The organism is Litorilituus lipolyticus (assembly GCF_006439335.1).
In the GTDB taxonomy this organism is placed as follows: domain Bacteria; phylum Pseudomonadota; class Gammaproteobacteria; order Enterobacterales; family Alteromonadaceae; genus Colwellia; species Colwellia lipolytica.
The window spans coordinates 82,769-109,713 of record NZ_SAWY01000021.1 but is presented as its reverse complement, the minus strand read 5'-3'; the positions used below and the strand labels follow the sequence as shown (position 1 = coordinate 109,713).

At 38.3% G+C, this 26,945-nt stretch carries 24 protein-coding genes and 1 tRNA gene; 19 read left to right on the top strand and 6 right to left on the bottom strand.

Features of this window, described 5'->3' with window-relative positions:
* Positions 1-81: 81 nt before the first annotated feature.
* The gene (gene cysZ, locus EPA86_RS11110; RefSeq protein WP_140603570.1) at positions 82-849 is read right to left on the bottom strand and encodes a sulfate transporter CysZ; all 768 of its coding nucleotides are present in this window, start codon (positions 847-849) and stop codon (positions 82-84) included.
* A gap of 177 nt (positions 850-1,026) precedes the next feature.
* Between cysZ and zipA the strand changes: the two genes are divergently transcribed.
* From zipA to EPA86_RS11095, 3 genes are all read left to right on the top strand, one after another.
* Positions 1,027-2,187 (top strand): cell division protein ZipA, encoded by a 1,161-nt coding sequence (gene zipA / locus EPA86_RS11105; protein ID WP_140603568.1) that lies wholly within the window; start codon positions 1,027-1,029, stop codon positions 2,185-2,187.
* A gap of 117 nt (positions 2,188-2,304) precedes the next feature.
* The gene (gene ligA, locus EPA86_RS11100) at positions 2,305-4,377 is read left to right on the top strand and encodes an NAD-dependent DNA ligase LigA (RefSeq protein WP_140603566.1); all 2,073 of its coding nucleotides are present in this window, start codon (positions 2,305-2,307) and stop codon (positions 4,375-4,377) included.
* Entirely contained in the window at positions 4,377-4,712 is a 336-nt protein-coding gene (locus tag EPA86_RS11095; RefSeq protein WP_140603564.1) for a DUF3392 domain-containing protein, read from the top strand. Before ligA ends, EPA86_RS11095 begins: the two co-directional genes overlap by 1 nt.
* Before the next feature lie 68 nt (positions 4,713-4,780).
* Here the strand turns inward: EPA86_RS11095 and EPA86_RS11090 are convergent, their stop codons facing one another.
* Positions 4,781-5,179: a hypothetical protein gene (locus EPA86_RS11090; protein ID WP_140603562.1), complete on the bottom strand. Its 399-nt coding sequence runs from the start codon at positions 5,177-5,179 to the stop codon at positions 4,781-4,783.
* A 114-nt stretch (positions 5,180-5,293) separates the two neighbouring features.
* The gene (locus EPA86_RS11085) at positions 5,294-6,631 is read right to left on the bottom strand and encodes a Na+/H+ antiporter NhaC family protein (RefSeq protein ID WP_140603560.1); all 1,338 of its coding nucleotides are present in this window, start codon (positions 6,629-6,631) and stop codon (positions 5,294-5,296) included.
* Positions 6,632-6,982: 351 nt separating this feature from the next.
* Between EPA86_RS11085 and bamJ the strand changes: the two genes are divergently transcribed.
* The 8 genes from bamJ (at position 6,983) to EPA86_RS11045 (ending at position 15,750) form a co-directional block, all read left to right on the top strand.
* Positions 6,983-7,603: a BamJ family beta-barrel-assembly machinery protein gene (gene bamJ, locus EPA86_RS11080; protein ID WP_140603558.1), complete on the top strand. Its 621-nt coding sequence runs from the start codon at positions 6,983-6,985 to the stop codon at positions 7,601-7,603.
* A 70-nt stretch (positions 7,604-7,673) separates the two neighbouring features.
* Positions 7,674-8,093, top strand: a complete 420-nt coding sequence (locus tag EPA86_RS11075; protein WP_140603556.1) for a ketosteroid isomerase family protein — start codon at positions 7,674-7,676, stop codon at positions 8,091-8,093.
* A gap of 37 nt (positions 8,094-8,130) precedes the next feature.
* Positions 8,131-8,937, top strand: a complete 807-nt coding sequence (gene dapB / locus EPA86_RS11070; RefSeq protein ID WP_140603554.1) for a 4-hydroxy-tetrahydrodipicolinate reductase — start codon at positions 8,131-8,133, stop codon at positions 8,935-8,937.
* A gap of 579 nt (positions 8,938-9,516) precedes the next feature.
* Positions 9,517-10,680, top strand: a complete 1,164-nt coding sequence (gene carA, locus EPA86_RS11065; protein ID WP_140603552.1) for a glutamine-hydrolyzing carbamoyl-phosphate synthase small subunit — start codon at positions 9,517-9,519, stop codon at positions 10,678-10,680.
* A 27-nt stretch (positions 10,681-10,707) separates the two neighbouring features.
* The gene (carB, locus tag EPA86_RS11060) at positions 10,708-13,926 is read left to right on the top strand and encodes a carbamoyl-phosphate synthase large subunit (protein WP_140603550.1); all 3,219 of its coding nucleotides are present in this window, start codon (positions 10,708-10,710) and stop codon (positions 13,924-13,926) included.
* A 101-nt stretch (positions 13,927-14,027) separates the two neighbouring features.
* The gene (greA, locus tag EPA86_RS11055) at positions 14,028-14,504 is read left to right on the top strand and encodes a transcription elongation factor GreA (RefSeq protein WP_140603548.1); all 477 of its coding nucleotides are present in this window, start codon (positions 14,028-14,030) and stop codon (positions 14,502-14,504) included.
* 163 nt (positions 14,505-14,667) lie between these two features.
* Positions 14,668-15,528, top strand: a complete 861-nt coding sequence (locus EPA86_RS11050) for an SPFH domain-containing protein (RefSeq protein WP_246058372.1) — start codon at positions 14,668-14,670, stop codon at positions 15,526-15,528.
* Positions 15,529-15,552: 24 nt separating this feature from the next.
* Entirely contained in the window at positions 15,553-15,750 is a 198-nt protein-coding gene (locus EPA86_RS11045; protein ID WP_140603546.1) for a type II toxin-antitoxin system antitoxin, read from the top strand.
* A 128-nt stretch (positions 15,751-15,878) separates the two neighbouring features.
* On the opposite strand, the gene EPA86_RS11040 is transcribed toward EPA86_RS11045, so the two are convergent.
* The gene (locus EPA86_RS11040; protein WP_140603544.1) at positions 15,879-17,264 is read right to left on the bottom strand and encodes a tryptophanase; all 1,386 of its coding nucleotides are present in this window, start codon (positions 17,262-17,264) and stop codon (positions 15,879-15,881) included.
* Positions 17,265-17,616: 352 nt separating this feature from the next.
* A complete protein-coding gene (yhbY, locus tag EPA86_RS11035) occupies positions 17,617-17,913 on the bottom strand; it encodes a ribosome assembly RNA-binding protein YhbY (protein WP_140603542.1) in 297 nt (98 codons plus the stop codon).
* Positions 17,914-18,025: 112 nt separating this feature from the next.
* On the opposite strand from yhbY, the gene rlmE reads away from it, so the two are divergent.
* The 7 genes from rlmE (at position 18,026) to EPA86_RS11000 (ending at position 24,627) form a co-directional block, all read left to right on the top strand.
* Positions 18,026-18,655, top strand: a complete 630-nt coding sequence (gene rlmE / locus EPA86_RS11030; RefSeq protein WP_140603540.1) for a 23S rRNA (uridine(2552)-2'-O)-methyltransferase RlmE — start codon at positions 18,026-18,028, stop codon at positions 18,653-18,655.
* A 145-nt stretch (positions 18,656-18,800) separates the two neighbouring features.
* Positions 18,801-20,777 carry an ATP-dependent zinc metalloprotease FtsH gene (gene ftsH, locus EPA86_RS11025; protein WP_140603538.1) on the top strand — a complete coding sequence of 659 codons (1,977 nt, stop codon included), beginning with the start codon at positions 18,801-18,803 and terminating at the stop codon, positions 20,775-20,777.
* A 147-nt stretch (positions 20,778-20,924) separates the two neighbouring features.
* Positions 20,925-21,704, top strand: coding sequence for a dihydropteroate synthase (gene folP, locus EPA86_RS11020; protein ID WP_140603733.1), 780 nt, complete (start codon positions 20,925-20,927; stop codon positions 21,702-21,704).
* Positions 21,705-21,819: 115 nt separating this feature from the next.
* Positions 21,820-23,157 (top strand): phosphoglucosamine mutase, encoded by a 1,338-nt coding sequence (glmM, locus tag EPA86_RS11015; protein ID WP_140603536.1) that lies wholly within the window; start codon positions 21,820-21,822, stop codon positions 23,155-23,157.
* 169 nt (positions 23,158-23,326) lie between these two features.
* Entirely contained in the window at positions 23,327-24,097 is a 771-nt protein-coding gene (gene tpiA / locus EPA86_RS11010; RefSeq protein ID WP_140603534.1) for a triose-phosphate isomerase, read from the top strand.
* 2 nt (positions 24,098-24,099) lie between these two features.
* Positions 24,100-24,507, top strand: a complete 408-nt coding sequence (gene secG, locus EPA86_RS11005; RefSeq protein WP_140603532.1) for a preprotein translocase subunit SecG — start codon at positions 24,100-24,102, stop codon at positions 24,505-24,507.
* Between the two features lie 34 nt (positions 24,508-24,541).
* Positions 24,542-24,627, top strand: a tRNA-Leu gene (locus EPA86_RS11000).
* 162 nt (positions 24,628-24,789) lie between these two features.
* Here EPA86_RS11000 and EPA86_RS10995 read toward each other — a convergent pair.
* The gene (locus tag EPA86_RS10995; protein ID WP_140603530.1) at positions 24,790-25,095 is read right to left on the bottom strand and encodes a putative signal transducing protein; all 306 of its coding nucleotides are present in this window, start codon (positions 25,093-25,095) and stop codon (positions 24,790-24,792) included.
* Between the two features lie 324 nt (positions 25,096-25,419).
* Here EPA86_RS10995 and EPA86_RS10990 point away from each other — a divergent pair, with 324 nt between their 5' ends.
* Positions 25,420-26,943, top strand: coding sequence for an aminotransferase class V-fold PLP-dependent enzyme (locus EPA86_RS10990; protein WP_140603528.1), 1,524 nt, complete (start codon positions 25,420-25,422; stop codon positions 26,941-26,943).
* Positions 26,944-26,945 lie beyond the last annotated feature (2 nt).

Genomic DNA, 26,945 nt, shown 5'->3' with positions numbered 1-26,945 from the left:
TTGATCAAAATTTAAAAAATAATTGTTTAATAAAAAATTAGTATGCACGGGCATGATATTTTTATTATCTGTACAATGTGTTTAATACATATCTTTTTTATAGTGATCAACCCACATAGCGGTTGCGCCACAAATTGCTACAGGCATAACCACTAAATTGACAATAGGGAACATGGAAAATAATGCCACGGTCATGCCGAAACTATAGCTTAAACCTTGCTTATGTTTTAAGGCGTTTTTCATTTGATGAAATGGAATTTTATGGTTGTCAAACGGGTAATCTTTATATTGCACAGCCATCATCCAAGAAATAAACAAAAACCATATAACTTGACCAATTACTGGTAACACCCAAAGTAAAATAAAAAAGCCAATAGCTCGTGGTAAGTAGTAAGCTAGCTTTTGCCATTCTCGGCCAAGGGTTCTGGGGATATCTTTTATCACGTCCATTGCGTTGCCTTGGGGGACACCTTGATTCGATAAAATTCCTTCTATTTTTTCAGACAGTAATCCGTTAAATGGGGCAGCCAACCAATTCGCGGCGGTACTAAAGATAAAAGAAAATAGTACTAATATAGTGACAACGGCTAAGGGCCATAAAACAACTTCTAGCCAATCTAACCATGTTGGCAACCAAGCCATAATGCTGACCATATAATATTCAAGTTGTAAGAACATAAAATAAAAAGCAACACTGAATAAAATTATGTTAATAGTCAGTGGAATAAAGACAAAACGACGAATGCCTTTTTTTCTTATTAATTCAAAGCCTTTCATAAAGTAGCCAGCACCACTGTGGGCGATAGCATTAGATGTGCTTTTTGTTTGCGAATGTTGTTCAGGTGTCATGGTAATATTTAGTACGCTAAGCTATTGAAAATACTTCGAGGAGTATAAAACTGTGTTACAACTTTTTACAGTACTAACTTGTTACAAAATGCCAAGGATTCTGGTAAAGTTACTTGCTAAGATATTTGGTCAAACCCAAAGCAATATATCAACAGATTGAGTAAACAGGCTTAAGCAATGGAAGACAATTTCAGAAACGCATTAATTATTCTTAGCGGCATTGTTATCGGGGCAATTTTTGTACATGGTTTGTGGACAATTAGAAAGCAGAAAAATCCCTACAAATTAAAAACCAGTAAAGAAAAAATTGAGCCAATAGATAGAAGTTTTGACGGATCAGGTTTTGACCAAGACGGTGTAGGACAAGTTAAAGTACTTAAAACTGACCCTGAAAATGCACCTACAAAAGAACAAAGTGAAAAACGTGTTGATTTAGCTCGAAATCAAAATGTATCTCAAGCAATAGCAGAAGAAAGTCCCAGTGATACTGAATTAGATGCGCGCCAAGAGCCCATTCTTTCTGATAGCCAGCTTAAATCGTTGAATGAAGAATCTGTGGGTGTTCAAGAGAATGAACAACCTGAGAATCAAAGCCATGACAGCCTTGCAAGTGATGATTTGTTTGCTCAAGAAGCATTCGAAAAGCCTTATGATAATAACGAATTAGGTGATGATATTACTCAGATTGAAAAAACGGCTGAGCCTGTATATCAAGAGCCAGTTACCCACGCTAAACCAGAAATTAAACTAAAGAAGCCTGCAAGAAAAGCCCCAGCTAAATCAGCAACAAAGGCGGCGCTAAAACGTAATCAAATGGAAATTAATTTTGATGATGAATTAGCTACAGGCGATGAAATGCCAAGTTTCTCTGCCACCGACTCTGCAGCAGCACCAGAAACTCTTGAGCCACAAGTGATTATTCTTTCGGTAGTTATGCCACAAGGTCAGCAAATGTTTGGTGCGGCTTTATTACCCTCGCTACTCACCTTAGGAATGAAATATGGCGAAATGAATATTTTCCATCGTCATCAAGATAATGCGGGCAATGGTGCCGTTACTTTTAGTTTAGCGAATATGCTTAACCCTGGTTCATTTGATTTAGATAGTATGGAAACCTTTGCAACCCAAGGCGTTAGTTTATTTATGACGCTTCCTAACGCTGGCGATCCGTTTAACGTTTTTGAACAAATGTTGGCGGCGGCAAAACAATTGGCGCAAGAGTTTAATGCCCAATTACTTGACGATAAGCGTAACGTCATGACAAAACAAACAGAACAACATTACATGAGTAAAATTAGAGAGTTTGATCGTAAAAGTCGTATTGCTTTTGCTGAGTAAAACCAGAATTTGTACTCATGTTAATAAGGCTACTTTCTCAGTAGCCTTATTAACATTACCCTAATGAACTTTCAGTGTTAGGGACATATTAATCATTCAATTTCTCAAGATACAGCGATGACCACAATGCCACAATCACGCGTACACGAATTACACCAACTTATTAACCAATATAATCATCAGTATTATGTACTCGATGAGCCGACAGTGCCTGATGCGGAATACGACCGATTAATGAATGAATTAATCGCTCTAGAAAAAGAAAACCCTGCATTGAAATCAATAGACTCGCCCAGTCAAAAGGTTGGTGGAGAAGCATTGAAGTCGTTTAGCCAAGTTACACATCAATTGCCAATGCTATCCCTTGATAATGTCTTTGATTTAGCGGATTTTCATGCCTTTGTAAAACGTATTAAAGATAGACTGGCAACAAGCAATACGTTGCAATTTTGTGCAGAGCCTAAGTTAGACGGGTTGGCAGTAAGTTTACGTTATGAGCAAGGTGTGTTTGTGCAAGCTGCGACCCGAGGTGATGGCACTGTTGGTGAAAATATCACTCAAAATATCCGTACCATTAAATCGATTCCATTGAAGCTTCAAGGCGAGTTGGGGGTGGATTACCCTGAAATAGTTGAAGTACGTGGCGAAGTGTTTATGCCCAAAGCGAGTTTTGAGCAATTAAATGAATTGGCTAAAAAGCGTGATGAAAAGGTATTTGCAAATCCAAGAAATGCCGCTGCGGGTAGTTTAAGACAACTTGACTCGAAAGTGACGGCTAAACGTAACTTAGCCTTTTATGCATATAGTTTAGGCTTTGTTGGTGAATCAGCCATAGAAACGGCTGAACCTTCAGCAGTATTAGAGAAGTTTTTTGCCAACTCCCATTATCAGCGTTTATGCCAAATTAAAGCGCTAGGTTTACCTATGTGTCCAGAAGTAAAACTGCTAGCAAGTGAAGACGATTGTGAAGCGTTTTATGAAGATATTTTAACTAAGCGCGAGCAATTAAGTTATGAAATTGACGGTACGGTATTAAAAGTAGATGACATTAGCTTACAAAAGCAGCTTGGCTTTGTAGCACGCGCACCTCGATGGGCTATTGCTTTTAAGTTTCCCGCACAAGAAGAGTTAACCGTTGTTGAAGATGTAGAGTTTCAAGTAGGACGCACAGGGGCTATAACACCTGTTGCTCGCTTAAAACCAGTGTTTGTTGGTGGTGTTACTGTTTCGAATGCAACATTGCATAATCAAGATGAGATTCAACGCTTAGGGTTGAAAATTTCTGATACTGTAATTATTCGCCGTGCGGGTGATGTGATCCCGCAAATTGTCAGTGTGGTATTAGACAAACGACCTGAGAATGCAGTTGGTGTTGATTTTCCTGCTACTTGCCCTGTTTGTGATTCTAAGGTGGCTAAAGCAGAAGGCGAGGCAGTTCTTCGCTGTACTGCCGGTTTGTTTTGTGAAGCCCAACGCAAAGAAGCCATTAAGCATTTTGCCTCGCGAAAAGCTCATGATGTTGATGGTTTAGGTGACAAATTAGTAGAACAGTTGGTTGATGAAAAACTGATTTCTACCCCGGTTGATTTATTTAACCTTAATGAAATTCAAATTAGTACCATGGAGCGTATGGGACAAAAGTCTGCTAAGAATTTAATTAACGCCTTAGATCAAGCAAAAAAAACGACGTTAGCTAAATTTGTTTATGGGTTAGGCATTCGTGAAGTAGGCGAAGCAACGGCGGCTAATTTAGCTCAGCATTTTTTAACCTTAGATGCAATTAAAAGTGCAGATTCAGATACTTTACAACAAGTAGATGACGTGGGGGTTATTGTTGCAAAGAATATTGTTAGCTTTTTTAAAGAATCACACAACATGACGATTGTTGAGCAATTGGCTGACATTATGACTTGGCCAGAAATTGTGAAAAAAGAAGCAGGTACATCTCCATTAGAAGAGCAAACCTTTGTGCTAACGGGAACACTTAGTCAAATGGGCAGAAATGAAGCCAAAGCAGCTTTACAGTCTTTGGGAGCAAAAGTCTCAGGCAGTGTTTCAAAGAAAACCCACTATTTAGTCGCCGGTGAAAAAGCTGGTTCAAAATTAACTAAAGCGCAAGATCTTGGTGTTGAGGTGTTAACGGAAGAAGATATGCTGGCACTATTAAAACAACATGGTATAGCAGTGTAATGCCAGTTGTTTTAATAGAGTTTTTAACAGATCTGGGTCATTGGTTTAGGCCGTATCAATATCAAGCAGCTTTAGCTATGATTGCGACGTTATTGGTTATTTTTGGCAATGAAATTAATAATGCAGTGAAATCATTAGTGGCAAAGCAACACTTTATGGTACGTACTTTAGTGTTTGTGTTGGTGTGCGCTTTTGGCTATGGCTTAATAACGGTTTGGTTAACTAGTCTACTAGCAGCTCAGCTTGCTAAGGTGCCAACCGTTTATATTGTTCCTGTGGTTTTTCTCGCGTTCTTTTGTATGGGAATGTATGCGCAAAAGCAGCGCCATATTTAGGCTGACTGCTTAATACAATTAGCTAATTGAATGAACTGATTGAAGTAGCTAGGTGTATCACCGCCAAATTAACCTAACAGAACAACATATACCGCGTAGAAGAAAGTTAAACATGGTAAAGGCAGCAAGATAAAAAACAATGTTGCCTCGCACCATTCAACGGTTTGATAAAATTTAAGCCAATAGCCTGTCTGTTTATTGCTTTTGTTTTCTTGTGATGCTTGCTTGAGTGAAGGTAAGTGAAGAAAGAAAAATATAAAAGCCCCCATCACTAATGCTTGCAACCCAGAAAATAAAATTAACAAACTAATCAAAATTAATATATTAGGCGTTGTACTGGTTATTTGAGTTTGTATTAGGGCAAATAATGCCAGTAAGGAAAAACTCCATACTAGTAATCGCCAACGCCTGTCAGCTAATTGTGTCGCGATAGTGTGAAAGGTTTGTGGGGAAAAATATAACTTCATATTATTAGTATAGCGAGTAAATAGGTTGAAGTAACCTATTACAAAATAGGGGCATTTCAACGGTTCTATTCAACTTTCTAAAATTATTGATAAAGCTACTTACCCCAAACTCGATTATTTTGTCATTCGCCAAAAAGAAAAGCCCGCCACGAAGAATAACACCATAGGATAAAATGCATGAGTTGCTACTTCTAAGGGGGAAATATTTAACGTTGCGCCAAGTAATAATGCTTGAGCACCATAAGGCAGTAAACTTTGATTAATGCAGGCAAATACATCAAGTAAACTTGCTGATTGCGCAGCGGTTAACTCGCCATCTTGACTCAGTTTTTTAGCGGTTTCACCACTGACAATAATAGAAACCGTGTTATTAGCGGTGAAGAAGTTACAGACAAATGCTAAGCCAGCTATGCCAATACCTGCGGCGCGCTTGTTGTTATGTGGGCTAATTTTTTGTGAAAAGCGCTCAATTGCTGAGGTTAAGGCAGCGAGCCCACCTTGTGTTCTCACTAGCTCACTTAAACCGCCAATAAACAGCGATAAAATTAAGATATCTTGCATGCTGGCAAAGCCTTTATTGATATCTGATATCCAAGCCGATAACTGATAATCATAAGAGATCATGCCAATAGCTGCTGCTAAAATAATGCCTAATGTTAATACGACAAAAACATTTACCCCCATTAACGCTAAAACAAGGATAACAACATAAGGTAATAAACCAATAATCGTGGCTTCTGGTTTTTCGATATAAGGTGCGCTTTCTCCAAGTGCAAAAAAGATAACTAAACAGATAATTGCCGCAGGAACCGCAAATTTGAAGTTAACACGAAACTTATCCTTCATGTGAGCACCTTGACTGCGCGTTGAAGCAATAGTGGTGTCAGAAATGATTGATAAATTATCACCAAAAATGGCACCTGATACTAAACAACCTGCAACAATTGCAGCATCAAGCTGGGTTGATTCAATTAAGCCTAAAGCAACAGGTGCAATGGCGGCAATGGTACCCATTGAAGTACCCATGGCAGTAGATAAAAAAGCGGCAACAATAAACAAACCAGGTAAAAGTAAATAGTCGGGAAAAACAGCCAAGCCTAACTGGACACTCGCATCAACACTTCCTGTTGCTTTGGCAACCACAGCAAAAGCACCAGCGAGTAAATATATGGTACACATAGTGATGATATTGCTATGGCCAGCGCCCTTAATAAATTGTGCAACCTGTTGCTCTATCGTGCTTTGACTAGAACGTTTTCCTAAGTAGATTGCGATAATAATCGCAGGGATTATGGCGATACTGGCTGGTAGCTGATAAAAAGCAAACTCTACACCTTGCAGTGTTAATATAATACCTGTGCCCAAAAAGAGTATTAGAAATACGGCAAAGGGTAATAGCGCAAGTAAACTTCCTTGAATAGCATTTTCAGGTAGTGGGGTGGTTAATGCCATGTTTATCTCCAAGGGCGTTATAAGTCGAGCAGGGTGAATAACCCTTTTGCTAAGTTAAAATGATAAGTGTTATTTTTTCGGTTAGCATTTTTGAGCATCCATTATAGGTGTATATGATACCTTGTCAATATGGAGGTATAGATGGCTAAAAAAATCTTGTTTAGATGTGTAGTGTGTTAACAGGTAGAGAATAAGATGAGAAAATCAACTTATGAAACAATTGAACTGAAAAATTATCATTTATCTCAGATTATCTGAATTTACTTGCTATTCTCCTCTACAGACTGCTGAACATTTATGCTAGAATCGCGGCAATTTTTTGAAACCTATTAATTAACGAATAGAGAAATTATGTCTGATAATAAATTTGAAAGCATTGAACAACGTGTAAGTTACGGTGTAGGTCGTCAACTAGGTGATCAATTACGTAATAATCCTTTTAAAGATTTTGACGTAGCAGCAGTACAAGCGGGTATTGCTGATGCATTAGCAAATGCTGCTAGCCAAGTTTCTGAAGAAGCTTTAAGTGAAGCGTTTGCTGTAGTTTCTAAAAAGCTACAAGAGCAAGAACAAGCAATGGCTAAAGAAGCTGCTGCTGAAGGTGAAGCTTACTTAGCAGAAAATGCTAAGCGTGACGAAGTTACAGTAACTGAGTCTGGCTTACAGTTTGAAGTTATCGTTGAAGGCGACGGTGAAAAACCAACAGCAGATAGCACGGTAAGTGTTCATTACCACGGCACTTTCACTAACGGTGACGTGTTTGATAGTTCTGTTGAACGTGGACAGCCTGCTGAATTCCCAGTTAAAGGTGTTATCGCTGGTTGGACAGAAGCATTACAATTAATGACTGAAGGTTCAAAGTATCGCTTAACTATTCCTTATAACCTTGCGTACGGTGAGCGTGGCTCACAGGGTGCTATCCCTCCATACGCAACGTTAGTATTTGATGTTGAATTATTAAGCATCAAATAAACAATGTTTTAAAGCCCTCAGTTGAGGGCTTTTTTTTGGCAAATAAAATAGTTATTAGTTATAAAAAACAATGATAGAAAATACGTTGCAGCAGTTGTTTCAGCAGTACTTAAGTGCTTTTAGAGTTTATGATTTAGCCGGTGTAACAGATTGTTATCATATACCTTGTACACTGAACACCCCTGATAATTTAGTGTTAATTGATAGCGAGGAAAAATGCCAGCAAGAATTTTTAGCTATCTTTGAGCAACTAAAGCAAGCTAATACGCAAAAGATAGTGGCGCAAAAGGTAAGTTATCAGGCAATGACACCGTCAGTTAGTCTCGTCTGTATTGACTGGGTGTTTTTTGATAACAATGAGCAAATCTTTGCCGATTTTTCCGCTGTTTATCATGTTGAATCTGTCGGTAGTTCGCATAAAATAATTAATGTTGCCTCGCATGATTTGACGCACTCTTTAAATTTAGCGCATTCATTCACGTTGAGTTAATTAAGTCATCATTAATGGATAATGAATAGAGAAAATAATGAAAGTAAAAGTAGCAATTTTAGGTTGTAGTGGTCGCATGGGGCGTAATTTAATTCAAGCGGCACATGAGCATAAAAGTATTGAATTAGTGGGAGGAAGTGTCAGAGAGTCATCCTCATTCGTTGATTTTGATTTAGGTGAGCTAGCTGGTATTGGTGCAATAGGTATAAAAACATCAACACAGTTATCACAACTCAGAGCAGCAGATGTATATATTGACTTTACCAGTATCGAAACGACACTTGATAACATTCAATGGTGTAACGAACACAAAAAAGCGTTAGTTATTGGTACCACTGGTTTTAGCGATGAACAAGTTGAATTAATTAAAAAAGCTGGCGAAACCATGCCAGTGATCTTAGCGCCAAATACTAGTGTGGGCGTTAATTTAATGTTTAAGTTGCTAGAAGTTACCGCAAAAGCAATTGGCGACTATACTGATATAGAAATATTTGAAGCTCATCACCGCTTTAAGAAAGATGCACCTTCTGGTACTGCGGTGAAAATGGGGCAAGTTATTGCTGATACCTTAGGTAGAGACTTAAACAAATGTGCGGTTTATGGTCGCGAAGGCATTACTGATGAGCGAAGCCAAGAAACCATAGGTTTTGCTACGGTTCGTGCTGGTGATATTGTCGGTGAACATACGGCATTTTTTGCTGATTTAGGTGAAAGGTTAGAAATCACCCATAAAGCAAGTTCACGTATGACCTTTGCCTTAGGTGCTATGCGCGCAGCTTTTTGGTTGAGTGAAGCTGATGCTGGTTTTTATGATATGCAAGACGTATTAGGGTTGAAAGATTAGTAATACCATTCAGTATAAAGGAGTGAACACGTAGAACTGCATGAGCGACATTAGAGCAAACAAACTTTGTTTGGATATAGTTACACATTAAACAAACTTTGTGTAGTTATCATGATGCTCATGCGTTCCCAAGGGCGAGTTTTAAAGGCTTATATACGGCGTTACTGGTTTTAACAAGGGAATAACCATTCTCTTCAATCAATGCCTTGCCTCTAAGCCTTTAAACTCTCGCTAAGCGATCACTTTCTTATACTGATTGGTATAAGCTAATTTACTCATCTTTAAATAAGCTCTTAACATACTTTTTACAAAGTTTAGTGTTGGTTTTGGTCGTTTGAAAACAAAAACACAAAAAAGGGCTGGTTTTTACATTTTTTACTAGACGAACGAGTGTTGTAAGCGTAAAATAAGTGGATTTTGTCAAAAATTAACCTTTCTTTATTGAATCGCTATGTTTTTGGCATTTTTTATGTGTGAGTTTTACTTTATTAGAAAGTAGGGTTTGTACCGACGAATTTTGCGCTTTTGAGTGTCGTTTAGCGACTACTTTTAAGATTCTTCTTCTTTTTGGAGGTTACATTGGCTATATCTGCTATTTTAGTACTACAAGATGGTACTGTGTTTAAAGGCACCGCAATCGGTGCACAAGGATCGGCTGTTGGTGAAGTGGTTTTTAATACTTCGATGACAGGTTATCAGGAAATTCTTACCGACCCCTCTTATGCAGAGCAAATAATCACATTAACTTATCCTCATATTGGTAACACAGGTACCAACCGTGAAGATAGAGAGTCAGATAGCATTTATGCCAAAGGTCTAGTGATTCGTGACTTACCTTTATTGGCAAGTAACTTCAGAAATGAACAAAACTTAAGTGATTACCTAATTGAAAATAATATTTTAGGAATCGCAGATATTGATACGCGTAAGTTAACAAGACTTTTACGTGAAAAAGGTGCACAAAATGGCTGCATCTTAACCATTGATGATAGCAGTGAAGAAAGTTTACAAGCTGCTCAAGATAATGCCTTAGCTCAAGCCCAAGCATTTCCAGGCCTTAAAGGTATGGATTTAGCGAAAGTTGTTTCTACGAAAGAGCAATTTGAATGGACTGAAGGTAGCTGGTCACTAGGTCACGCTATGGGCGAAGGCTTCAGCAAACCTGAAAGTTTTGACTACCATGTTGTCGCTTATGATTTCGGCGCAAAAAGCAATATTTTACGTATGTTAGTTGATAGAGGCTGTAAACTAACCGTTGTACCTGCACAAACATCTGCAGCAGATGTATTAGCGTTAAACCCTGATGGTATCTTCTTATCAAATGGCCCAGGTGATCCAGAGCCATGTGATTACGCTATTAAAGCGATTCAAGAATTTTTAACAACAGATATTCCTGTTTTTGGTATTTGTTTAGGTCACCAGTTACTTGGTTTAGCAAGTGGTGCAAAAACACTTAAGATGAAGTTTGGTCATCACGGTGGTAACCATCCAGTTAAAGATCATGCTCGCGATGTCGTTATGATTACTGCTCAGAACCATGGTTTCGCGGTTGATGAGAACAACTTACCTGAGAACTTAAAAGTTACTCATAACTCATTATTTGATGGCACTATTCAAGGTATTCATCGTACAGATAAGCCAGCATTTAGTTTCCAAGGTCATCCTGAAGCTAGCCCAGGTCCACATGATGCAGCGCCATTATTTGACCATTTCATTGAATTAATTAAACAGCATAAAGCTTAATACAACCTATTAGAGAGACGAAAAACTATGCCAAAACGTAATGACATAAAAAGTATCTTAATTTTAGGTGCTGGTCCTATTGTAATTGGTCAAGCTTGTGAGTTTGACTATTCAGGCGCGCAAGCCTGTAAAGCGCTTCGCGAAGAAGGCTATAGAGTTATTTTAGTTAACTCAAACCCTGCAACGATAATGACTGATCCAGAAATGGCCGATGCAACTTATATCGAGCCAATTCACTGGGAAGTTGTTCGTAAAATTATTGAAAAAGAACGTCCTGATGCGGTTTTACCGACAATGGGTGGTCAAACGGCACTTAACTGTGCTTTAGAGTTAGAATCAAAAGGCGTTTTAGAAGAATTTAACGTTGAAATGATTGGTGCTACGGCAGATGCGATTGATAAAGCTGAAAACCGTGAACGTTTTGATAAAGCAATGAAAAACATTGGTTTAGAATGTCCTCGTGCTGAAATTGTTCACTCAATGGATGAAGCAAGAGAAACAGCTAAACGCATCGGCTTCCCTTGTATTATTCGCCCATCATTTACTATGGGTGGTACTGGTGGCGGTATCGCTTATAACCAAGAAGAATACGAAGAAATTTGTACGCGTGGTTTGGATTTATCACCAACAAATGAGTTATTGATTGATGAATCATTAATTGGTTGGAAAGAGTACGAGATGGAAGTGGTTCGAGACAAAAATGATAACTGTATCATTATTTGTTCAATTGAAAACTTCGATCCAATGGGTATTCATACGGGTGACTCAATTACTGTAGCACCAGCTCAAACCCTAACAGATAAAGAATACCAAATCATGCGTAATGCATCTCTTGCAGTATTACGTGAAATTGGTGTTGAAACGGGTGGTTCGAACGTACAATTCGGTGTTTGTCCTGATACTGGCCGTATGGTTATTATTGAAATGAACCCACGTGTATCTCGTTCATCTGCGTTGGCATCAAAAGCTACAGGTTTCCCAATTGCTAAAATTGCAGCAAAACTTGCTGTAGGTTACACCTTAGATGAATTATCAAATGATATTACTGGTGGTGCTACACCGGCGTCATTTGAGCCAACAATTGACTACGTTGTGACTAAGATTCCACGTTTTAACTTTGAAAAATTTGCAGGCTCAGAAGACAGGTTAACCACGCAAATGAAATCTGTTGGTGAAGTAATGGCAATTGGCCGTAACCAACAAGAATCAATGCAAAAAGCACTTCGTGGTTTAGAAGTTGGCGTAAACGGTTTTGACCCGAAAGTTGATGTGACGCAACCGGGTGCTAAAACTGAAATTATGCATGAACTTCAAGAAGCTGGCTCTGACCGTATTTGGTACGTAGCAGATGCTTTCCGTTTAGGCTTAACAGTTGATGATGTATTTAGACTAACTAAGATTGATCGTTGGTTTCTAGTACAAATTGAAGATATCGTTTTAGAAGAAGCTAAAGTTAGTGAAGGTGGTTTAAAAATATTAACGGCTGACTACTTACGTAAATTAAAACGTAAAGGTTTTGCTGATTCTCGTCTAGCTGACTTAATTGGTGTGGCAGAAGCTGAGATTCGTAAGAAGCGTCATAATGCAGAAATATTCCCAGTTTATAAGCGTGTTGATACTTGTGCTGCTGAATTTAGTTCAGATACGGCTTACATGTACTCTAGCTATGATGAAGAATGTGAAGCGAATCCAAGTGATAAAGATAAAATCATGATCTTAGGCGGTGGCCCAAACCGTATTGGTCAAGGTATTGAATTTGATTACTGTTGTGTACATGCTGCTTTAGCATTACGTGAAGACGGCTTTGAAACAATCATGGTGAACTGTAACCCTGAAACCGTTTCTACTGATTACGATACCTCTGACAGATTATATTTCGAATCAATTACTTTTGAAGATGTTCTTGAAATAGTACGCATTGAAAAGCCTAAGGGCGTTATTGTGCAATACGGTGGTCAAACACCACTTAAATTGGCACGTGCTTTAGAAGCGGCTGGTGTGCCAATTATTGGTACTTCACCTGATGCAATTGATAGAGCAGAAGATAGAGAGCGTTTCCAACAGGCTGTTGACCGTTTAGGTTTATTACAACCTGAAAATGCTACCGTAACTTCATTAGATGAAGCACTGGCTAAAGCTGAAGCTATTGGCTTCCCTCTTGTTGTACGTCCATCGTATGTATTAGGTGGTCGTGCAATGGAAATTGTATATGACTTAGATGACTTACGTCGTTACATGACTGAAGCTGTAAGTGTTTCAAATGAAGCACCAGTATTACTTGATCATTTCCTTGATGATGCTATTGAAGTTGATATTGACGTTATTTGTGACGGTGAAAGAGTCGTTGTTGGTGGTATTATGCAACATATTGAGCAAGCGGGTGTTCACTCTGGTGACTCAGCATGTTCTTTACCTGCATATAGCTTAAGCCAAGATATTCAAGATGTTATGCGCAAGCAAGTCTCTGACTTAGCGTTTGAGTTAGGTGTTGTTGGTTTGATGAATACACAGATGGCTGTTAAAGACGGAAAAGTGTATTTAATTGAAGTGAACCCGCGTGCTGCACGTACTGTTCCTTTTGTTTCAAAAGCAACGTCAGTACCTTTAGCTAAAGTTGGCGCACGTGTTATGGCTGGTAAATCACTAGCAGAGCAGGGCGTAACTGAAGAAACTATCCCACCTTTCTTTTCTGTTAAAGAAGTTGTTATTCCGTTTAACAAGTTCCATGGTAGTGATCCTTTAGTTGGACCAGAAATGCGTTCAACAGGTGAAGTAATGGGTGTTGGTGATACTTTCGAAGAAGCATACGCAAAAGCTAACTTAGGTGCAGGTGTTTCAGTACCTAAGTCGGGTAGAGCATTAATTTCTGTACGTAATAGTGATAAAGAGCGTGTAGTCGATTTAGCTAAACAAATGGTTGCATTAGGTTATGAATTAGATGCAACACATGGTACGGCCATTGTGCTTGGTGAAGCGAATGTTCCTGTACGTTTAGTGAATAAAGTACACGAAGGTCGTCCTCATATTCTTGATAGAATTAAGAACGAAGAGTACAACTACATTATTAATACTACAGAAGGCCGTAAGGCGATTGAAGATTCTAAAGTATTGCGTGGTGGTGCATTGCGTTATAAAGTGGCGTACACTACAACATTAAATGCTGCGTTCGCGACGTGTATGTCTCATGCGGCAGATGATAGAAATACTGTTACTTCTATTCAAGAGCTTCATAAGCGTTGTAAATAAAAGTTTAGTTGCTGTACTTATGATGAGTACAGCATTTATACATTGATGTAATTTAAAAAGTTGTTGTTAAGACAACTTTTTTATTTAAGAAGAAGAATATTATGAGTCAATATCCGATGACGGTTCAAGGTGCAGACAGATTGCGTGAAGAGCTGAACCATTTAAAAACTGTAAAACGTCCTGAAATTGTAGAATCGATCGCTGAAGCTCGTGAGCATGGTGATTTAAAGGAAAATGCCGAATATCATGCAGCACGTGAGCAGCAAGGTTTTTGTGAAGGTCGTATTCAAGATATTGAAGGTAAGTTGGGTAATGCTCAAATAATCGATATCTCTAAAATACCGAATACAGGTAAAGTTATTTTTGGTACCACTGTAGGTTTGTTAAATATAGAAACGGACGAAGAGGTGACATACCAAATTGTAGGTGACGACGAAGCTGATATTAAGCAAAACCGTATTTCAGTTAATTCACCTATAGCACGTGGTTTAATTGGTAAAACTGTTGATAGCGAAATAGAAATTAAAACCCCTGGCGGTTTAGTTGAATATGAAATTATTTCGGTAGATCATATTTAATCATTATAAGATTTTATATTTTTGAAAGCCCTAAGTTGCAAAACTTAGGGCTTTTTCTTTGCGTGTTATTTGCCTTTATGAAATTTTCTGTTATATTCCGTGATATCAAAATGATATCATTTTTATGTTTTAATGAATTGCATAATATAAACAGGAGTTCTTTATGTCGAACCAAAGTATGAAAGAAAGGAAAGGGTTATCACTTAATGGCTATGTAGCCTTTATTGTTTTACTGCTACTGGCAGCTTATCTGGTATCAGATGTGCTTTCAGCGCAAGTGGGTGTTAGTACAGTATTATTCTTTATTTTGGCTATTATTTCTTTGCCTGGCTTTTTTATCGTTCAACCTAATCAAGCGAAGGTGATGACCTTTTTTGGTAGCTATGTAGGAACTGTTAAAAACAGTGGTTTACAATGGACTATTCCGTTTTTTATTCGTAAGAATATTTCATTAAGAATTCGTAACTTCGAATCAAATCAAATGAAGGTAAATGATAACCATGGTAACCCGATTGAAATTGCGACAGTGGTGGTCTGGTCAGTCGATGATACGGCAGAGGCGGTTTTCGAAGTTGATGACTATATAAGCTTTGTTAATATTCAAAGTGAATCAGCACTAAGAAATATGGCCATAAGCTACCCGTATGATCAGCATGAAGGCGATGAAATAGCGTTACGCTCTCACCCTAAAGAAGTATCTGAAGCACTTAAAGGTGAAATTCAGCAACGTCTAGAAAAAGCGGGTGTAAGAGTTCACGAAGCAAGAATTAGTCATTTAGCTTACGCACCTGAAATAGCCAACGCGATGTTACAAAGACAACAAGCTGCTGCAATTATTGCCGCAAGAAGTAAGATTGTTGATGGTGCAGTAGGCATGGTTGATATGGCATTAAATCAGTTATCTGAAAAACAAATCGTAGAGCTTGATGAAGAGCGTAAAGCAACCATGGTAAGTAATTTATTAGTGGTGTTATGTAGTGATCAAAATACACAGCCTATAGTGAATGCTGGCTCATTATATTAAATTGATACGTAATGGGAGATCATAGTGGCAGCTAAAAAAAGCTTTCCTTTAAGAATTAGCCCAGATGTATTAGCCGCAATGCAGCGATGGTCAGATGATGAATTGCGTAGTGTTAATGCGCAAATTGAGTATGTTCTTCGAAATGCTTTAGTAGAGTCTGGTCGCGTGAAGCTGGTACAAAAAACAATTACACTCTGTGAAGAGGATACTGAGAAAAAGTAACAGCTAATCTGGGCGCCTAAGGAGTACTCTTGGGGTGTATATAATAAAAAAGTGCCTGACAACATAGCTTTGTTAGGCACTTTTTGCGTATTAAATAGCGTAAAAAATTTATATGTATTTCAAGTAAGTTACTTTGGAGTAAAGTGACAGGTAAAGTGCCTTAGCATTGGTGGTTGCCAGCTAATATCTACACCACGTAATTTCTCTTTGTTTTTATTAACTTCAGCTAAACATTCAATGCAATAATCAATATGTGACTGTGTATAGACTCGCCTTGGAATAGCCATTCTGACTAAATCCATCGCTGCAAGCTTCTCGCTACCATCAACTTGTTGTCCGAACATAACGGTACCAATTTCACAGCCCCTAATTCCCCCTAAGCGATACATCTCAATGGCCAGTGCTTGTCCAGGGTAATCATTTGGAGAGATGTGAGGTAACATAGCTCTTGCATCAATATATACTGCATGGCCACCGACAGGTTTAACAATGGGAATACCGAGTTTATCGAGTGCATCACCAAAGTAGGCCGTAGAGCTAATTCGGTAGTTGAGGTAATCCTCTTCAACAATTTCTTCAAGGCCAACTGCCATTGCTTCTAAATCACGCCCCGATAAGCCACCATATGTCGGAAAACCTTCGGTAAGGATAAGCACATTACGCGCTTTCATGGCCAAGTTATCATCATTCAGTGCTAACCAGCCGCCCATATTTACCAAGGCATCTTTTTTTGCACTCATCGTCATACCATCAGCATAACTAAAAATCTCTTGTACAATTTCTTTCGGTGTTTTGTCTTGATAACCTGCTTCTCTTTGTTTAATGAAATAAGCGTTTTCAGCAAATCGACAGGCATCAAGAAATAGCGGTTTATTAAACTCATCACATAAGGCTTTAGTTTGACGAATATTCTCCATTGATACAGGTTGGCCACCACCTGAGTTATTCGTGATAGTTAACATGACAATAGGTACTTGATCACCTTGAGTTTCTAATAGATCGCGTAGTCGCATTAAATCCATATCACCTTTAAACGGCAATTCAAGTTCAGGATCTAACCCTTGTTTTGTTACTAAATCTAATGCCTGACTACCTGTAGCTTCGATATTTGCACGGGTAGTATCAAAATGCGTATTGTTCGGTATGATTTGCGTTTTACTGCTATCGGTTGATTGAGCCGATTCTAAAATAGAAAAAAGAATCTTTTCTGCTGCTCGGCCTTGGTGTGTTGGAATAATGTGCTTAAAAGGTGCTAACTCTTTCAATGCTTGTTCAAAGCGATAAAACGAAGGAGAGCCAGCGTAGCTTTCATCACCCATTTGAATGCCTGCCCATTGCTTTGTACTCATCGCTGAGGTACCTGAGTCAGTCAGTAGATCTATTAATACATCGTCAGACTTTAAAGAGAATAAATTGTAATTGGCTTGTTTTAGAAGTGCCTCTCGCTCGCTAACACTGGTCATGCGAATAGGCTCTACTGATTTGATTCGAAATGGTTCGATAATTGTTTTCATTTTTATAGTCTCATTAGCTAATAATAAAATCTCTATTACACGAATGAGGGTAATTCTTCTAAGTAAGTGAATAGAGAGTAGCGGTAAAAATGAAATGTGTGTTAGTAGCAGAACAGCGCAAAGGCTAACCTGAAGTCTTGGTTATACCATTTGCTAAAGTATTGGTTGTGATGTGTTTGCTTTTTCATAAATTAATTATGCAAACAAAATTTTTAATTTGTCAATACAGGGAATTTAGCTAGGGACAAAATGTTTTTTTTGTCAAAGTCGTTAAAAGCTTAAAAATTTAACCTAGAAATACAGCTTATGAATAAAAAAGACCGATAACGGTCTTTTTTATCAGAGATAAGTATTACAATTTCGGAATACTAATTTTCTTTTCATCGCTTTGGCGGTAGATAATCAATGTTTTACCGATAACTTGCACTTTAGTTGCGTTAGTTTCACGGCATATTGCTTCTACTATTAACGCTTTTGTTTCTCTGTCATCAGTAGGAATCTTTACTTTGATTAACTCATGATGATTAAGGGCATAATCAATCTCTGCTATAACGGCTTCAGTAAGTCCGTTACTACCTAGCAATACGATAGGTTTTAGCGAGTGAGCTAAACCTTTTAAGTGTTGAATTTGTTTTTTATTTAAAGTCATTTGAAATTTTTAACAAGTTGGCTTGAATTATGAGTATTTTACCCTTATCTAGTGATTAATACTAATTTGTTAGACAATTATTTGTTTAAGACCTTATCTGAGCAAAATAAGCATGAGCAAGAAAAAGCATACGGTTAGCAGTCAACGCTGGCTTGATGAACATTTTGATGATGAGTACGTTAAAAAAGCGCAAAAACTCGGTTTGCGCTCTCGTGCAGTATTTAAAATAGAAGAGATAAACCTTAAAGACAAACTCATTAAGCCCGGTATGAAAGTTGTGGACTTAGGTGCTGCTCCAGGTGGTTGGTCTGAATATGCCAGCAAAGTGGTTGGAGATAATGGCCAAGTTGTTGCTTGTGATATTTTACCCATGGACGCTATTGCTGGAGTTGATTTTCTTGAAGGCGATTTTCGTGAAGAAGCTGTTTTAGATGCATTGCTAACACGTATTAACGGAAAAAATATTGATGTGGTGATGTCTGATATGGCAGCTAACATGACAGGCAATGAAAGTGCTGATTCAGCGCGGAGTATGTACCTTGTAGAATTAGCTTTAGATATGTGTAGCCATGTATTAAAACAAAATGGCGCTTTTGTTGTTAAGGTGTTTCAGGGGGCGGGTTTTGAACAATATATGAAAGAAGTTCGTGCCGTTTTTAAAACGGTTAAAACTCGTAAACCAGAGTCATCTAGAGCGCGCTCAAGGGAAGTATACCTAGTAGCTACGGGCTATAAAGGCTAATAAGTAAATTAACGACAAGTGTAACTAGTTGTTAATAGCTACTAAAGTTAAATAGCGACAGGGCTTAATTTGTAGTAGATTAAGCGCTATAATTTTAAATGTATATTAATGAAAATTTTTTTAAGCACCAAAAGAGGTCATTAAGTTGAGCGATATGGCAAAAAATCTTATTTTATGGTTAGTTATTGCGGTTGTGTTAATGAGCGTATTTCAGAGTTTTTCTCCAAATACCGCAAATGAACAACAAATGGACTATACGCGCTTTATTCAGGACGTTCGCCAAGGGCAAATTCGTGAAGCTAGTGTTGATAGAAACGGCGTTATAACGGGTGAAAAACGTAGCGGTGAAGCATTTGTTACCGTGATCCCAGGTGGTTACGATGGTGACTTAATTAATGATTTAGTGAAACAAGGCGTTCGTGCTCAAGGTAAATTACCTGAAGAGACAAGCTTCTTAACGACTATTTTTGTTTCTTGGTTCCCAATGATCCTGTTAATTGGTGTATGGATTTTCTTCATGCGTCAAATGCAAGGTGGCGGCGGTAAAGGCGCAATGTCTTTCGGTAAAAGTAAAGCCCGTCAATTAAATGAAGAACAAATTAAAACCACCTTTGCTGATGTAGCAGGTTGTGATGAAGCAAAAGAAGAAGTTGCTGAATTGGTTGATTACTTACGTGAACCAACAAGATTCCAAAAATTAGGTGGACGTATTCCATCGGGTATTTTATTAGTTGGTCAACCTGGTACCGGTAAAACATTATTAGCAAAAGCCATTGCGGGTGAAGCTAAAGTACCATTCTTTACTATTTCAGGTTCAGATTTTGTTGAAATGTTTGTTGGTGTTGGTGCATCACGTGTTCGTGATATGTTTGAGCAAGCAAAAAAAGCAGCACCTTGTATTATCTTTATCGATGAGATTGATGCGGTAGGTCGTCAACGTGGTGCTGGTTTAGGTGGTGGTCATGATGAACGTGAGCAAACTTTAAACCAAATGCTTGTAGAAATGGATGGCTTTGAAGGTAACGAAGGCGTTATTGTTATTGCTGCTACTAACCGTCCAGATGTTCTTGACCCTGCGTTATTAAGACCAGGTCGTTTTGACCGTCAAGTGACAGTAGGTTTACCTGATATTCGTGGTCGTGAACAAATTCTTAAAGTTCATATGCGTAAAGTACCTCTTGCTGATGATGTTAAAGCGTCAGTTATTGCACGTGGTACACCTGGATTCTCAGGCGCTGATTTAGCAAACTTAGTTAATGAAGCTGCATTATTTGCTGCTCGTACTTCACGTCGTTTAGTGGGGATGGCAGAGTTTGATAAAGCAAAAGATAAAATCATGATGGGCTCAGAACGTCGCACTATGGTAATGAGTGATTCTGAGAAAGAAATGACTGCCTATCATGAAGCAGGTCATGCAATTGTTGGTCGATTAGTACCAGATCATGATCCTGTTTATAAAGTAAGTATTATTCCTCGTGGTCGAGCCCTCGGTGTAACTATGTACTTACCAGAGCAAGATAGATTTAGTCATTCTAAGCAACACTTAGAAAGTAATATTTCATCACTATATGGTGGGCGTATTGCTGAAGATGTTATTTATGGCTCAGATAAAGTATCAACGGGTGCATCAAATGATATTGAACGTGCAACTAACATTGCTCGTAAGATGGTTACTCAATGGGGTCTTTCGGATAAAATGGGACCAATGTTGTTTGCTGAAGAAGAAGGCGAAGTATTTTTAGGCAGAACATCAGCAAAATCTTTACATATGTCGGATGAAACAGCGAAAGACATTGATGATGAGATTAAAGAAGTTATTCACCGTAATTATGAGCGTGCGGAAAACTTAATTAAAGATAACATGGATATTCTTCATGCGATGAAAGATGCGTTAATGAAATATGAAACCATTGATGCAAATCAGATTGATGACTTAATGGAGCGTAAAGAAGTACGTGCTCCTTCTGATTGGGAAGATAAAGACGACAAGTCTGATTCTAATTCAACCAGCGGAAATGCATCAGCTGAGAAGAAAGATGAAACAGCAGCAAAGGCAACAGAAGTCAGTGAAGATAAAACGAATCCTGACTTATCAGAGCCTAAGGGCGATAGCCCAAGTTAAGAGCATCTAAAATAAGTATATTAAGCCTCGTTGTTGTTTAAACATCGGGGCTTTGTTTTATCTGCCACTATCATAAATTAAAGAGTAATTATTTTGTCTTCACCGTTGTTAAAGCAAATTTTAAATCAAACAGCTCAGCCTCAAGTAATGGGGATATTAAATGTAACCCCTGACTCGTTTTCTGATGGTGGTAAATATACCCATACAGATGCAGCTATTTCGCAAGTTACCAAGATGATAGAGCAAGGCGCAACGATTATCGATATCGGCGGAGAATCGACAAGGCCTGGTGCTGCACAGGTCAGTGAAAATGATGAACTCTCACGTGTAGTTCCATTAGTTAAGCTTATCAAAGCACATTTTGATGTGCTTATTTCTGTTGATACGAGTAAAGCAGAAGTCATGGCTGAGTCGATTAATCATGGTGCCGATATTATTAATGACGTACGTGCATTACAAAATGAGCATTGTTTAGAAGTGGTAGCAAATAGCAATGTGCCAGTATGCTTGATGCATATGCAAGGTTTACCCAGAACAATGCAAAATAATCCTCAATATGACGATCTGATTGATGATATAATGTTGTTTTTTCAGCAACGTATCGATGTATGTCAAAAAGCGGGTATTGCTAAAGAGCGGATAATTATTGATCCTGGTTTTGGCTTTGGTAAAACCTTAGAGCAAAATTATCAACTGTTAGGACATTTATCGAAGTTTAAAGTATTGGGCTTACCGGTACTTTCGGGTACTTCACGCAAATCTATGATAGGTAACTTGTTAAATAAAGAGGTTGAACACCGTTTAGCTGGTAGTTTAACCACCGCGATACTTGCAGCCCAGCAGGGCGCTAATATCATTAGAGTACATGATGTTGAAGAAACGGCTGATGCCATGAAAGTGTTATCCGCTGTAACACAGAATTTGTAATTGCAATATAAAGATAAATAACGACTAATTATTAAATAATTTAAACGCACTATTTTCAGTTTCACTTTGCCTGCGTATTTAAAGTGAACAATATAAAAGATAAAAAGGAAAACCTATGTCTAAACGTAAGTATTTTGGTACCGATGGCGTACGTGGCTTAGTTGGTCAATACCCAATTTCACCAGAATTTGTTATGAAACTTGGCTATGCCGCAGGTAAAGAGCTTGCAGCGCAAGGTACTAAAAAAGTCTTAATAGGCAAAGATACTCGTATTTCTGGCTACATGCTTGAATCAGCCCTTGAAGCAGGCTTTTCAGCTGCAGGTATAGATATCGGTTTATTAGGACCAATGCCAACGCCAGGTATTGCCTATTTAACTAAAACCTTCAGGGCTGAAGCAGGTATTGTTATTAGTGCTTCACATAACCCATTTTACGATAATGGTATTAAGTTTTTCTCTCAAGATGGTCAAAAGTTACCAGATGAAGTTGAACTCGCTATTGAAGCACAATTAGACCAACCTATGGGGTGTGTTGAATCAGCTCATTTAGGTAAAGCAACACGTATTGCTGATGCTGCAGGTCGTTATATTGAGTTTTGTAAAAGTAATTTCCCAAGCCAGTTATCGCTTCAAGGCATTAAAATGGTTGTAGATTGCGCCAACGGCGCTACCTATCATATTGCACCAAATGTCTTTAGGGAGCTTGGCGCAACGGTTATTGAGTTAGCAACCTCACCTAATGGCACTAACATTAATGATGGTTGTGGCGCTACCTCAATGGATATGATCAGCAAAGCGGTAGTTGAACATGAAGCTGATTTAGGTATCGCACTTGATGGCGATGGTGACCGCTTGATGATGGTTGATCATACAGGCCATGTTATTGATGGTGACGAAGCGGTATACATCATCGCATGTAATGATTTGAAATCAGGCAACTTATCTGGCGGTGTTGTGGGTACCCTAATGAGTAATATGGGCTTAGAGCTTGCACTTGCTGATTTGAATATACCGTTTGCGCGCAGTAATGTGGGTGATAGGTATGTTATGGAAATGCTAAGAGAAAAGGGCTGGAATCTAGGGGCAGAAAACTCTGGTCACATTATCAACTTAAATCATACCTCCACAGGTGATGGTATTATTGCCGCCTTAAATGTACTTACTGCTGTTTGTCAAAACAATAAAACCTTATTTGAATTAAGACAAGGCATGACCATGCTTCCACAAGTCTTAGTTAATGTAAGGTTCACAGGTGAAAACGATCCGCTCAGTGACGAAAACGTTCAAGCTGAAGTTGAAAAGGTTAATGCTGAGTTAACCGGACGCGGACGTGTGTTACTTCGAAAATCAGGCACAGAGCCTCTTATCAGAGTGATGGTTGAAGGTTCAGATAAAGATGAAGTAACACGTTTGGCAAACCAAATAGCTGAACAAGTTAAGCAAGTTAAGTAATCATTAATAAAGTTAATTGCTTTAATTATTCGCAAGATCTTAACTTCGTGACAATATTTGTCTGAAAAGCATACAAATAGCAAAAGATATCACGTTATTTACTTGTATCTTTTGCTTAGGTTAGTTAATATCTCGCGGCTTCATTTTGGCAATGAATCGAGGAATTTACATGACAAGACGTGCAATTGTTGCTGCTAACTGGAAAATGAATGGTAATTCAGCCCTAGTTAACACTATGGTTACTGGTTTAAGCGACATTAAATTAGCTGAAAATGTTGATGTTGTTATTTGTCCTAGCTTTCCATATTTATCTGAGCTTAAAAGCGAATTAAGCAAGGCTAATGTGGCAACTAACCTCTTTGTAGGTAGTCAAAATGTTAGTGAGCATGACAGCGGTGCTTTTACCGGTGAAGTTTCAACAAATATGTTGAAAGAATTATCAGTAAACTATGTTATTGTAGGGCATTCTGAGCGTAGAAGTTTATATAAAGAAACATCAACGCAAGTTGCTCACAAAGTCAATGCAGCACTGAACGCAGGCCTTACACCAATACTTTGTATCGGTGAAAGTGAAAGCGAACGTGCAACAGAGCAAACAGAAACTGTTTTAGCCTCTCAATTACAACCGGTAATTGATGAAGTAGGTATTGAAAAATTTGTTGATGTGGTTATTGCCTACGAGCCTGTTTGGGCTATTGGTACAGGTAAAACGGCATCAAGCGAAATGGCGCAAGAAACGCATCAGTTTATTCGTCAATTTTTGGCACAAAATAATGAGCTGGTAGCAGCTAAAGTGCCTTTATTATATGGTGGTAGCGTTAATGCTACTAACTGTGAAGAATTATTCGCACAAGCAGATATAGACGGTGGTCTTATTGGCGGTGCAAGTTTAAAAGTTGAACAATTCTCATCGATTTGTTTAGCAGCTAAAGGAAAATAGAAATGTTGTATCAAGTTTTAATTATTGCATATGTAATTATTGCCTTAGCCTTAATTGGTTTAGTGTTAATCCAGCAAGGTAAAGGTGCTGATATGGGCGCATCATTTGGTGCAGGCTCTTCAGCGACTGTATTTGGTTCAGGTGGTTCAGGTAACTTCCTAACTTCTGCAACAACGTATTTAGCGATTGGTTTTTTTGTTATCAGCCTTATTTTAGGTAACTTAACTGCTAACAGAACTAAAGCGGTTGACGAGTGGAATGACTTAAGCGCACCAGCAGCTGAAGCCGCTGTTGATGCTATTCCAACCGAAAGCGTTGAACCAGCTAAAGATGCAGCAGTACAAAACAGCGATGTACCAGCATCAGACGCACCAGCGAAAAAAGAAAACGACGGTGACGTTCCAAACTAATATTAGCAATTAATATAGTTTGACAAATTACTATGCGGATGTGGCGGAATTGGTAGACGCGCCATCTTGAGGGGGTGGTGAGCTATGCTCGTGTGGGTTCAAGTCCCACCATCCGCACCACTACAAGGTTCAGTAAGAACCAATAAAGACCGGAAAGCCTAATTAAAACAAGGTTCTCCGGTTTTTTTATGCTTTTGAATTTTAAAGTGTAGAAATGTAGCATTAATTGTTAAACATGCCTAACGTCGCTTGCTTATGTTTTTTGACGGAAAATTGGAAGGATTAAGTATTTTCTTTTTGACACTTCCAGCACAGTTCAAAAGAGGCATCATTGCTTTCACAGCAATTGTTGCATATCCACTGTGTATAACTAGTTTGGTTTTGGTTAGTTTTAATAATCAGCTCTGCTTGCTTAACATCACTATCATTAACTACCCATAGTTCTGGCCATGAATCAAATGCAGAAATTTCCCCTACAGCGCCTTGGGCATATTCATTTTTGATAAATACCTGTATGCCTTGAGCTTCAATGATGTTTTTTACATTGTTTACTAGAAAACTATTTTCATTGCTGTAAACCATTTTCATTTATTAACTCCAATTGCTTACTTGTTATGTGACTTATAGTTATATCAGACCTTCGCTTGATCATTAATATTTCGAGTCAGTAAAGTTAGTTTTCTCAACTATTTCGTGCAAAACACCAACAGCGTGACCTTGGAGAGTGATTTTTCTAGAATTATTTTTCATTTTAGCTAACTAATTCTAGCTGGGCTGGTTTTATGTTTCTTTTTTCTGGTTGTTTTTGGTTTTATATTGCTTATTTGCTTTGTTTGTTGGTTTTGTATTGCGGTGGTTTGGCTTTTTGCTAGTATATATTCATAAGACTATAACCCATAAGAGTGAAATAACATGTCTCTTGAAAATTATTTTCTACCTTTTCGAAACAATGTTAATGGCCAAAATCTACGTCATAGAATTAATGGCCAAGACCTTGATATTATTTATGCTGATTGGACTGCGAGTGGCCGCTTATACCAGCCAATTGAAGACTATATCAATAATGAGTTAGGCCCTTATGTTGCAAATACTCATACAGAGACGAACCTCACAGGTAGTGCAATGACTCATGCTTACCATGACGCTCAAGGGGTTATTAAGCGTCATGTAAATGCATGTGAGAATGATATTTTAATTACAGCAGGTGCAGGCATGACAGCAGTAATTAATAAATTTCAACGCATTTTAGGCTTACGTATCCCTGAGCGTATGCAAGACCAAGTTAACTTTGCTGAAAACGATAAGCCTGTGGTTTTTATAACGCATATGGAGCATCATTCAAATCAAACGTCTTGGTATGAGTGCGATGTAACGCTTGAGATAGTGAATCCAGATGAGCAAGGCTTGCCATCAACAGAACATTTGGTTGAATTACTAGAAAAGTATAAAGACCGTAAAGTGAAGATTGGCTCTTTTTCAGCGTGTTCGAATGTTACGGGTATTAAAACGCCTTATTATCAGCTTGCTGAAATTATGCATGATCATGATGGTTTATGCTTTGTCGACTTTGCTGCTTCTGCGCCTTATGTCGATATTGATATGCATCCAGCAAATCCACGTCAGTGTTTAGATGCTATTTATTTCTCACCGCATAAGTTTCTGGGAGGCCCAGGTAGTTCAGGTGTTTTAGTGTTTAGTAAGGCGCTATATAAAAATAAAGTGCCTGATCACCCAGGTGGTGGCACAGTAACTTGGACTAACCCTTGGGGAGAGCATAGCTTCTTTAATAATATTGAAATGCGTGAAGACGGTGGTACACCAGGTTTTCTTCAATGTATTCGTACTGCATTAGCAATAAAACTAAAAGATGAAATGGGTGTTGAGAATATTGCAGCCAGAGAAAAAGAGCTAACAGATTATGTTATGGGGGAGTTGAGTAAGAATGAACGTGTAGTCATGCTCGAACCAAATATCAAAGACAGGTTGGCCATTGTTTCTTTTTATGTACCCGGCGTACACTATAACCTTGTTGTTAGACTGTTAAATGATAGATATGGTATTCAAACGCGAGGTGGCTGCTCTTGTGCAGGGACTTACGGACATATCTTATTGAATGTTGATCAAGGTACCTCTCAAAAAATCACCAAACAAATAGATTCAGGAGATTATGCAGATAAACCAGGCTGGGTTCGCGCATCATTTCATCCAACAACGTCTGATGAAGAAGTACGCTTTGTGGTTAAGGCAATCAATGAAATTACCGAAAATATCGAGCAGTGGGGAGCTGAATATCGCTTTAACCCTGCATTAGGTGATTTTGAACATAAACATAGTGATATTCAATTTCCTAGTTTAAATGACTTTAATCCACTAGGTGAGGGTATTCCAATGAGACAAACACCAAAGCAGACGTTTATTAAAAAGCTATTTGGTTAAAT

Excerpts from the sequence above, each read along its gene's own strand:
- cysZ (WP_140603570.1), bottom strand. The coding sequence starts at position 849 with ATGACACCTGAACAACATTCGCAAACAAAAAGCACATCTAATGCTATC.
- zipA (WP_140603568.1), top strand. The coding sequence starts at position 1,027 with ATGGAAGACAATTTCAGAAACGCATTAATTATTCTTAGCGGCATTGTT.
- ligA (WP_140603566.1), top strand. The coding sequence starts at position 2,305 with ATGACCACAATGCCACAATCACGCGTACACGAATTACACCAACTTATT.
- EPA86_RS11095 (WP_140603564.1), top strand. The coding sequence starts at position 4,377 with ATGCCAGTTGTTTTAATAGAGTTTTTAACAGATCTGGGTCATTGGTTT.
- EPA86_RS11090 (WP_140603562.1), bottom strand. The coding sequence starts at position 5,179 with ATGAAGTTATATTTTTCCCCACAAACCTTTCACACTATCGCGACACAA.
- EPA86_RS11085 (WP_140603560.1), bottom strand. The coding sequence starts at position 6,631 with ATGGCATTAACCACCCCACTACCTGAAAATGCTATTCAAGGAAGTTTA.
- bamJ (WP_140603558.1), top strand. The coding sequence starts at position 6,983 with ATGTCTGATAATAAATTTGAAAGCATTGAACAACGTGTAAGTTACGGT.
- EPA86_RS11075 (WP_140603556.1), top strand. The coding sequence starts at position 7,674 with ATGATAGAAAATACGTTGCAGCAGTTGTTTCAGCAGTACTTAAGTGCT.
- dapB (WP_140603554.1), top strand. The coding sequence starts at position 8,131 with ATGAAAGTAAAAGTAGCAATTTTAGGTTGTAGTGGTCGCATGGGGCGT.
- carB (WP_140603550.1), top strand. The coding sequence starts at position 10,708 with ATGCCAAAACGTAATGACATAAAAAGTATCTTAATTTTAGGTGCTGGT.
- greA (WP_140603548.1), top strand. The coding sequence starts at position 14,028 with ATGAGTCAATATCCGATGACGGTTCAAGGTGCAGACAGATTGCGTGAA.
- EPA86_RS11050 (WP_246058372.1), top strand. The coding sequence starts at position 14,668 with ATGTCGAACCAAAGTATGAAAGAAAGGAAAGGGTTATCACTTAATGGC.
- EPA86_RS11040 (WP_140603544.1), bottom strand. The coding sequence starts at position 17,264 with ATGAAAACAATTATCGAACCATTTCGAATCAAATCAGTAGAGCCTATT.
- yhbY (WP_140603542.1), bottom strand. The coding sequence starts at position 17,913 with ATGACTTTAAATAAAAAACAAATTCAACACTTAAAAGGTTTAGCTCAC.
- rlmE (WP_140603540.1), top strand. The coding sequence starts at position 18,026 with ATGAGCAAGAAAAAGCATACGGTTAGCAGTCAACGCTGGCTTGATGAA.
- folP (WP_140603733.1), top strand. The coding sequence starts at position 20,925 with ATGGGGATATTAAATGTAACCCCTGACTCGTTTTCTGATGGTGGTAAA.
- glmM (WP_140603536.1), top strand. The coding sequence starts at position 21,820 with ATGTCTAAACGTAAGTATTTTGGTACCGATGGCGTACGTGGCTTAGTT.
- tpiA (WP_140603534.1), top strand. The coding sequence starts at position 23,327 with ATGACAAGACGTGCAATTGTTGCTGCTAACTGGAAAATGAATGGTAAT.
- secG (WP_140603532.1), top strand. The coding sequence starts at position 24,100 with ATGTTGTATCAAGTTTTAATTATTGCATATGTAATTATTGCCTTAGCC.
- EPA86_RS10995 (WP_140603530.1), bottom strand. The coding sequence starts at position 25,095 with ATGAAAATGGTTTACAGCAATGAAAATAGTTTTCTAGTAAACAATGTA.
- EPA86_RS10990 (WP_140603528.1), top strand. The coding sequence starts at position 25,420 with ATGTCTCTTGAAAATTATTTTCTACCTTTTCGAAACAATGTTAATGGC.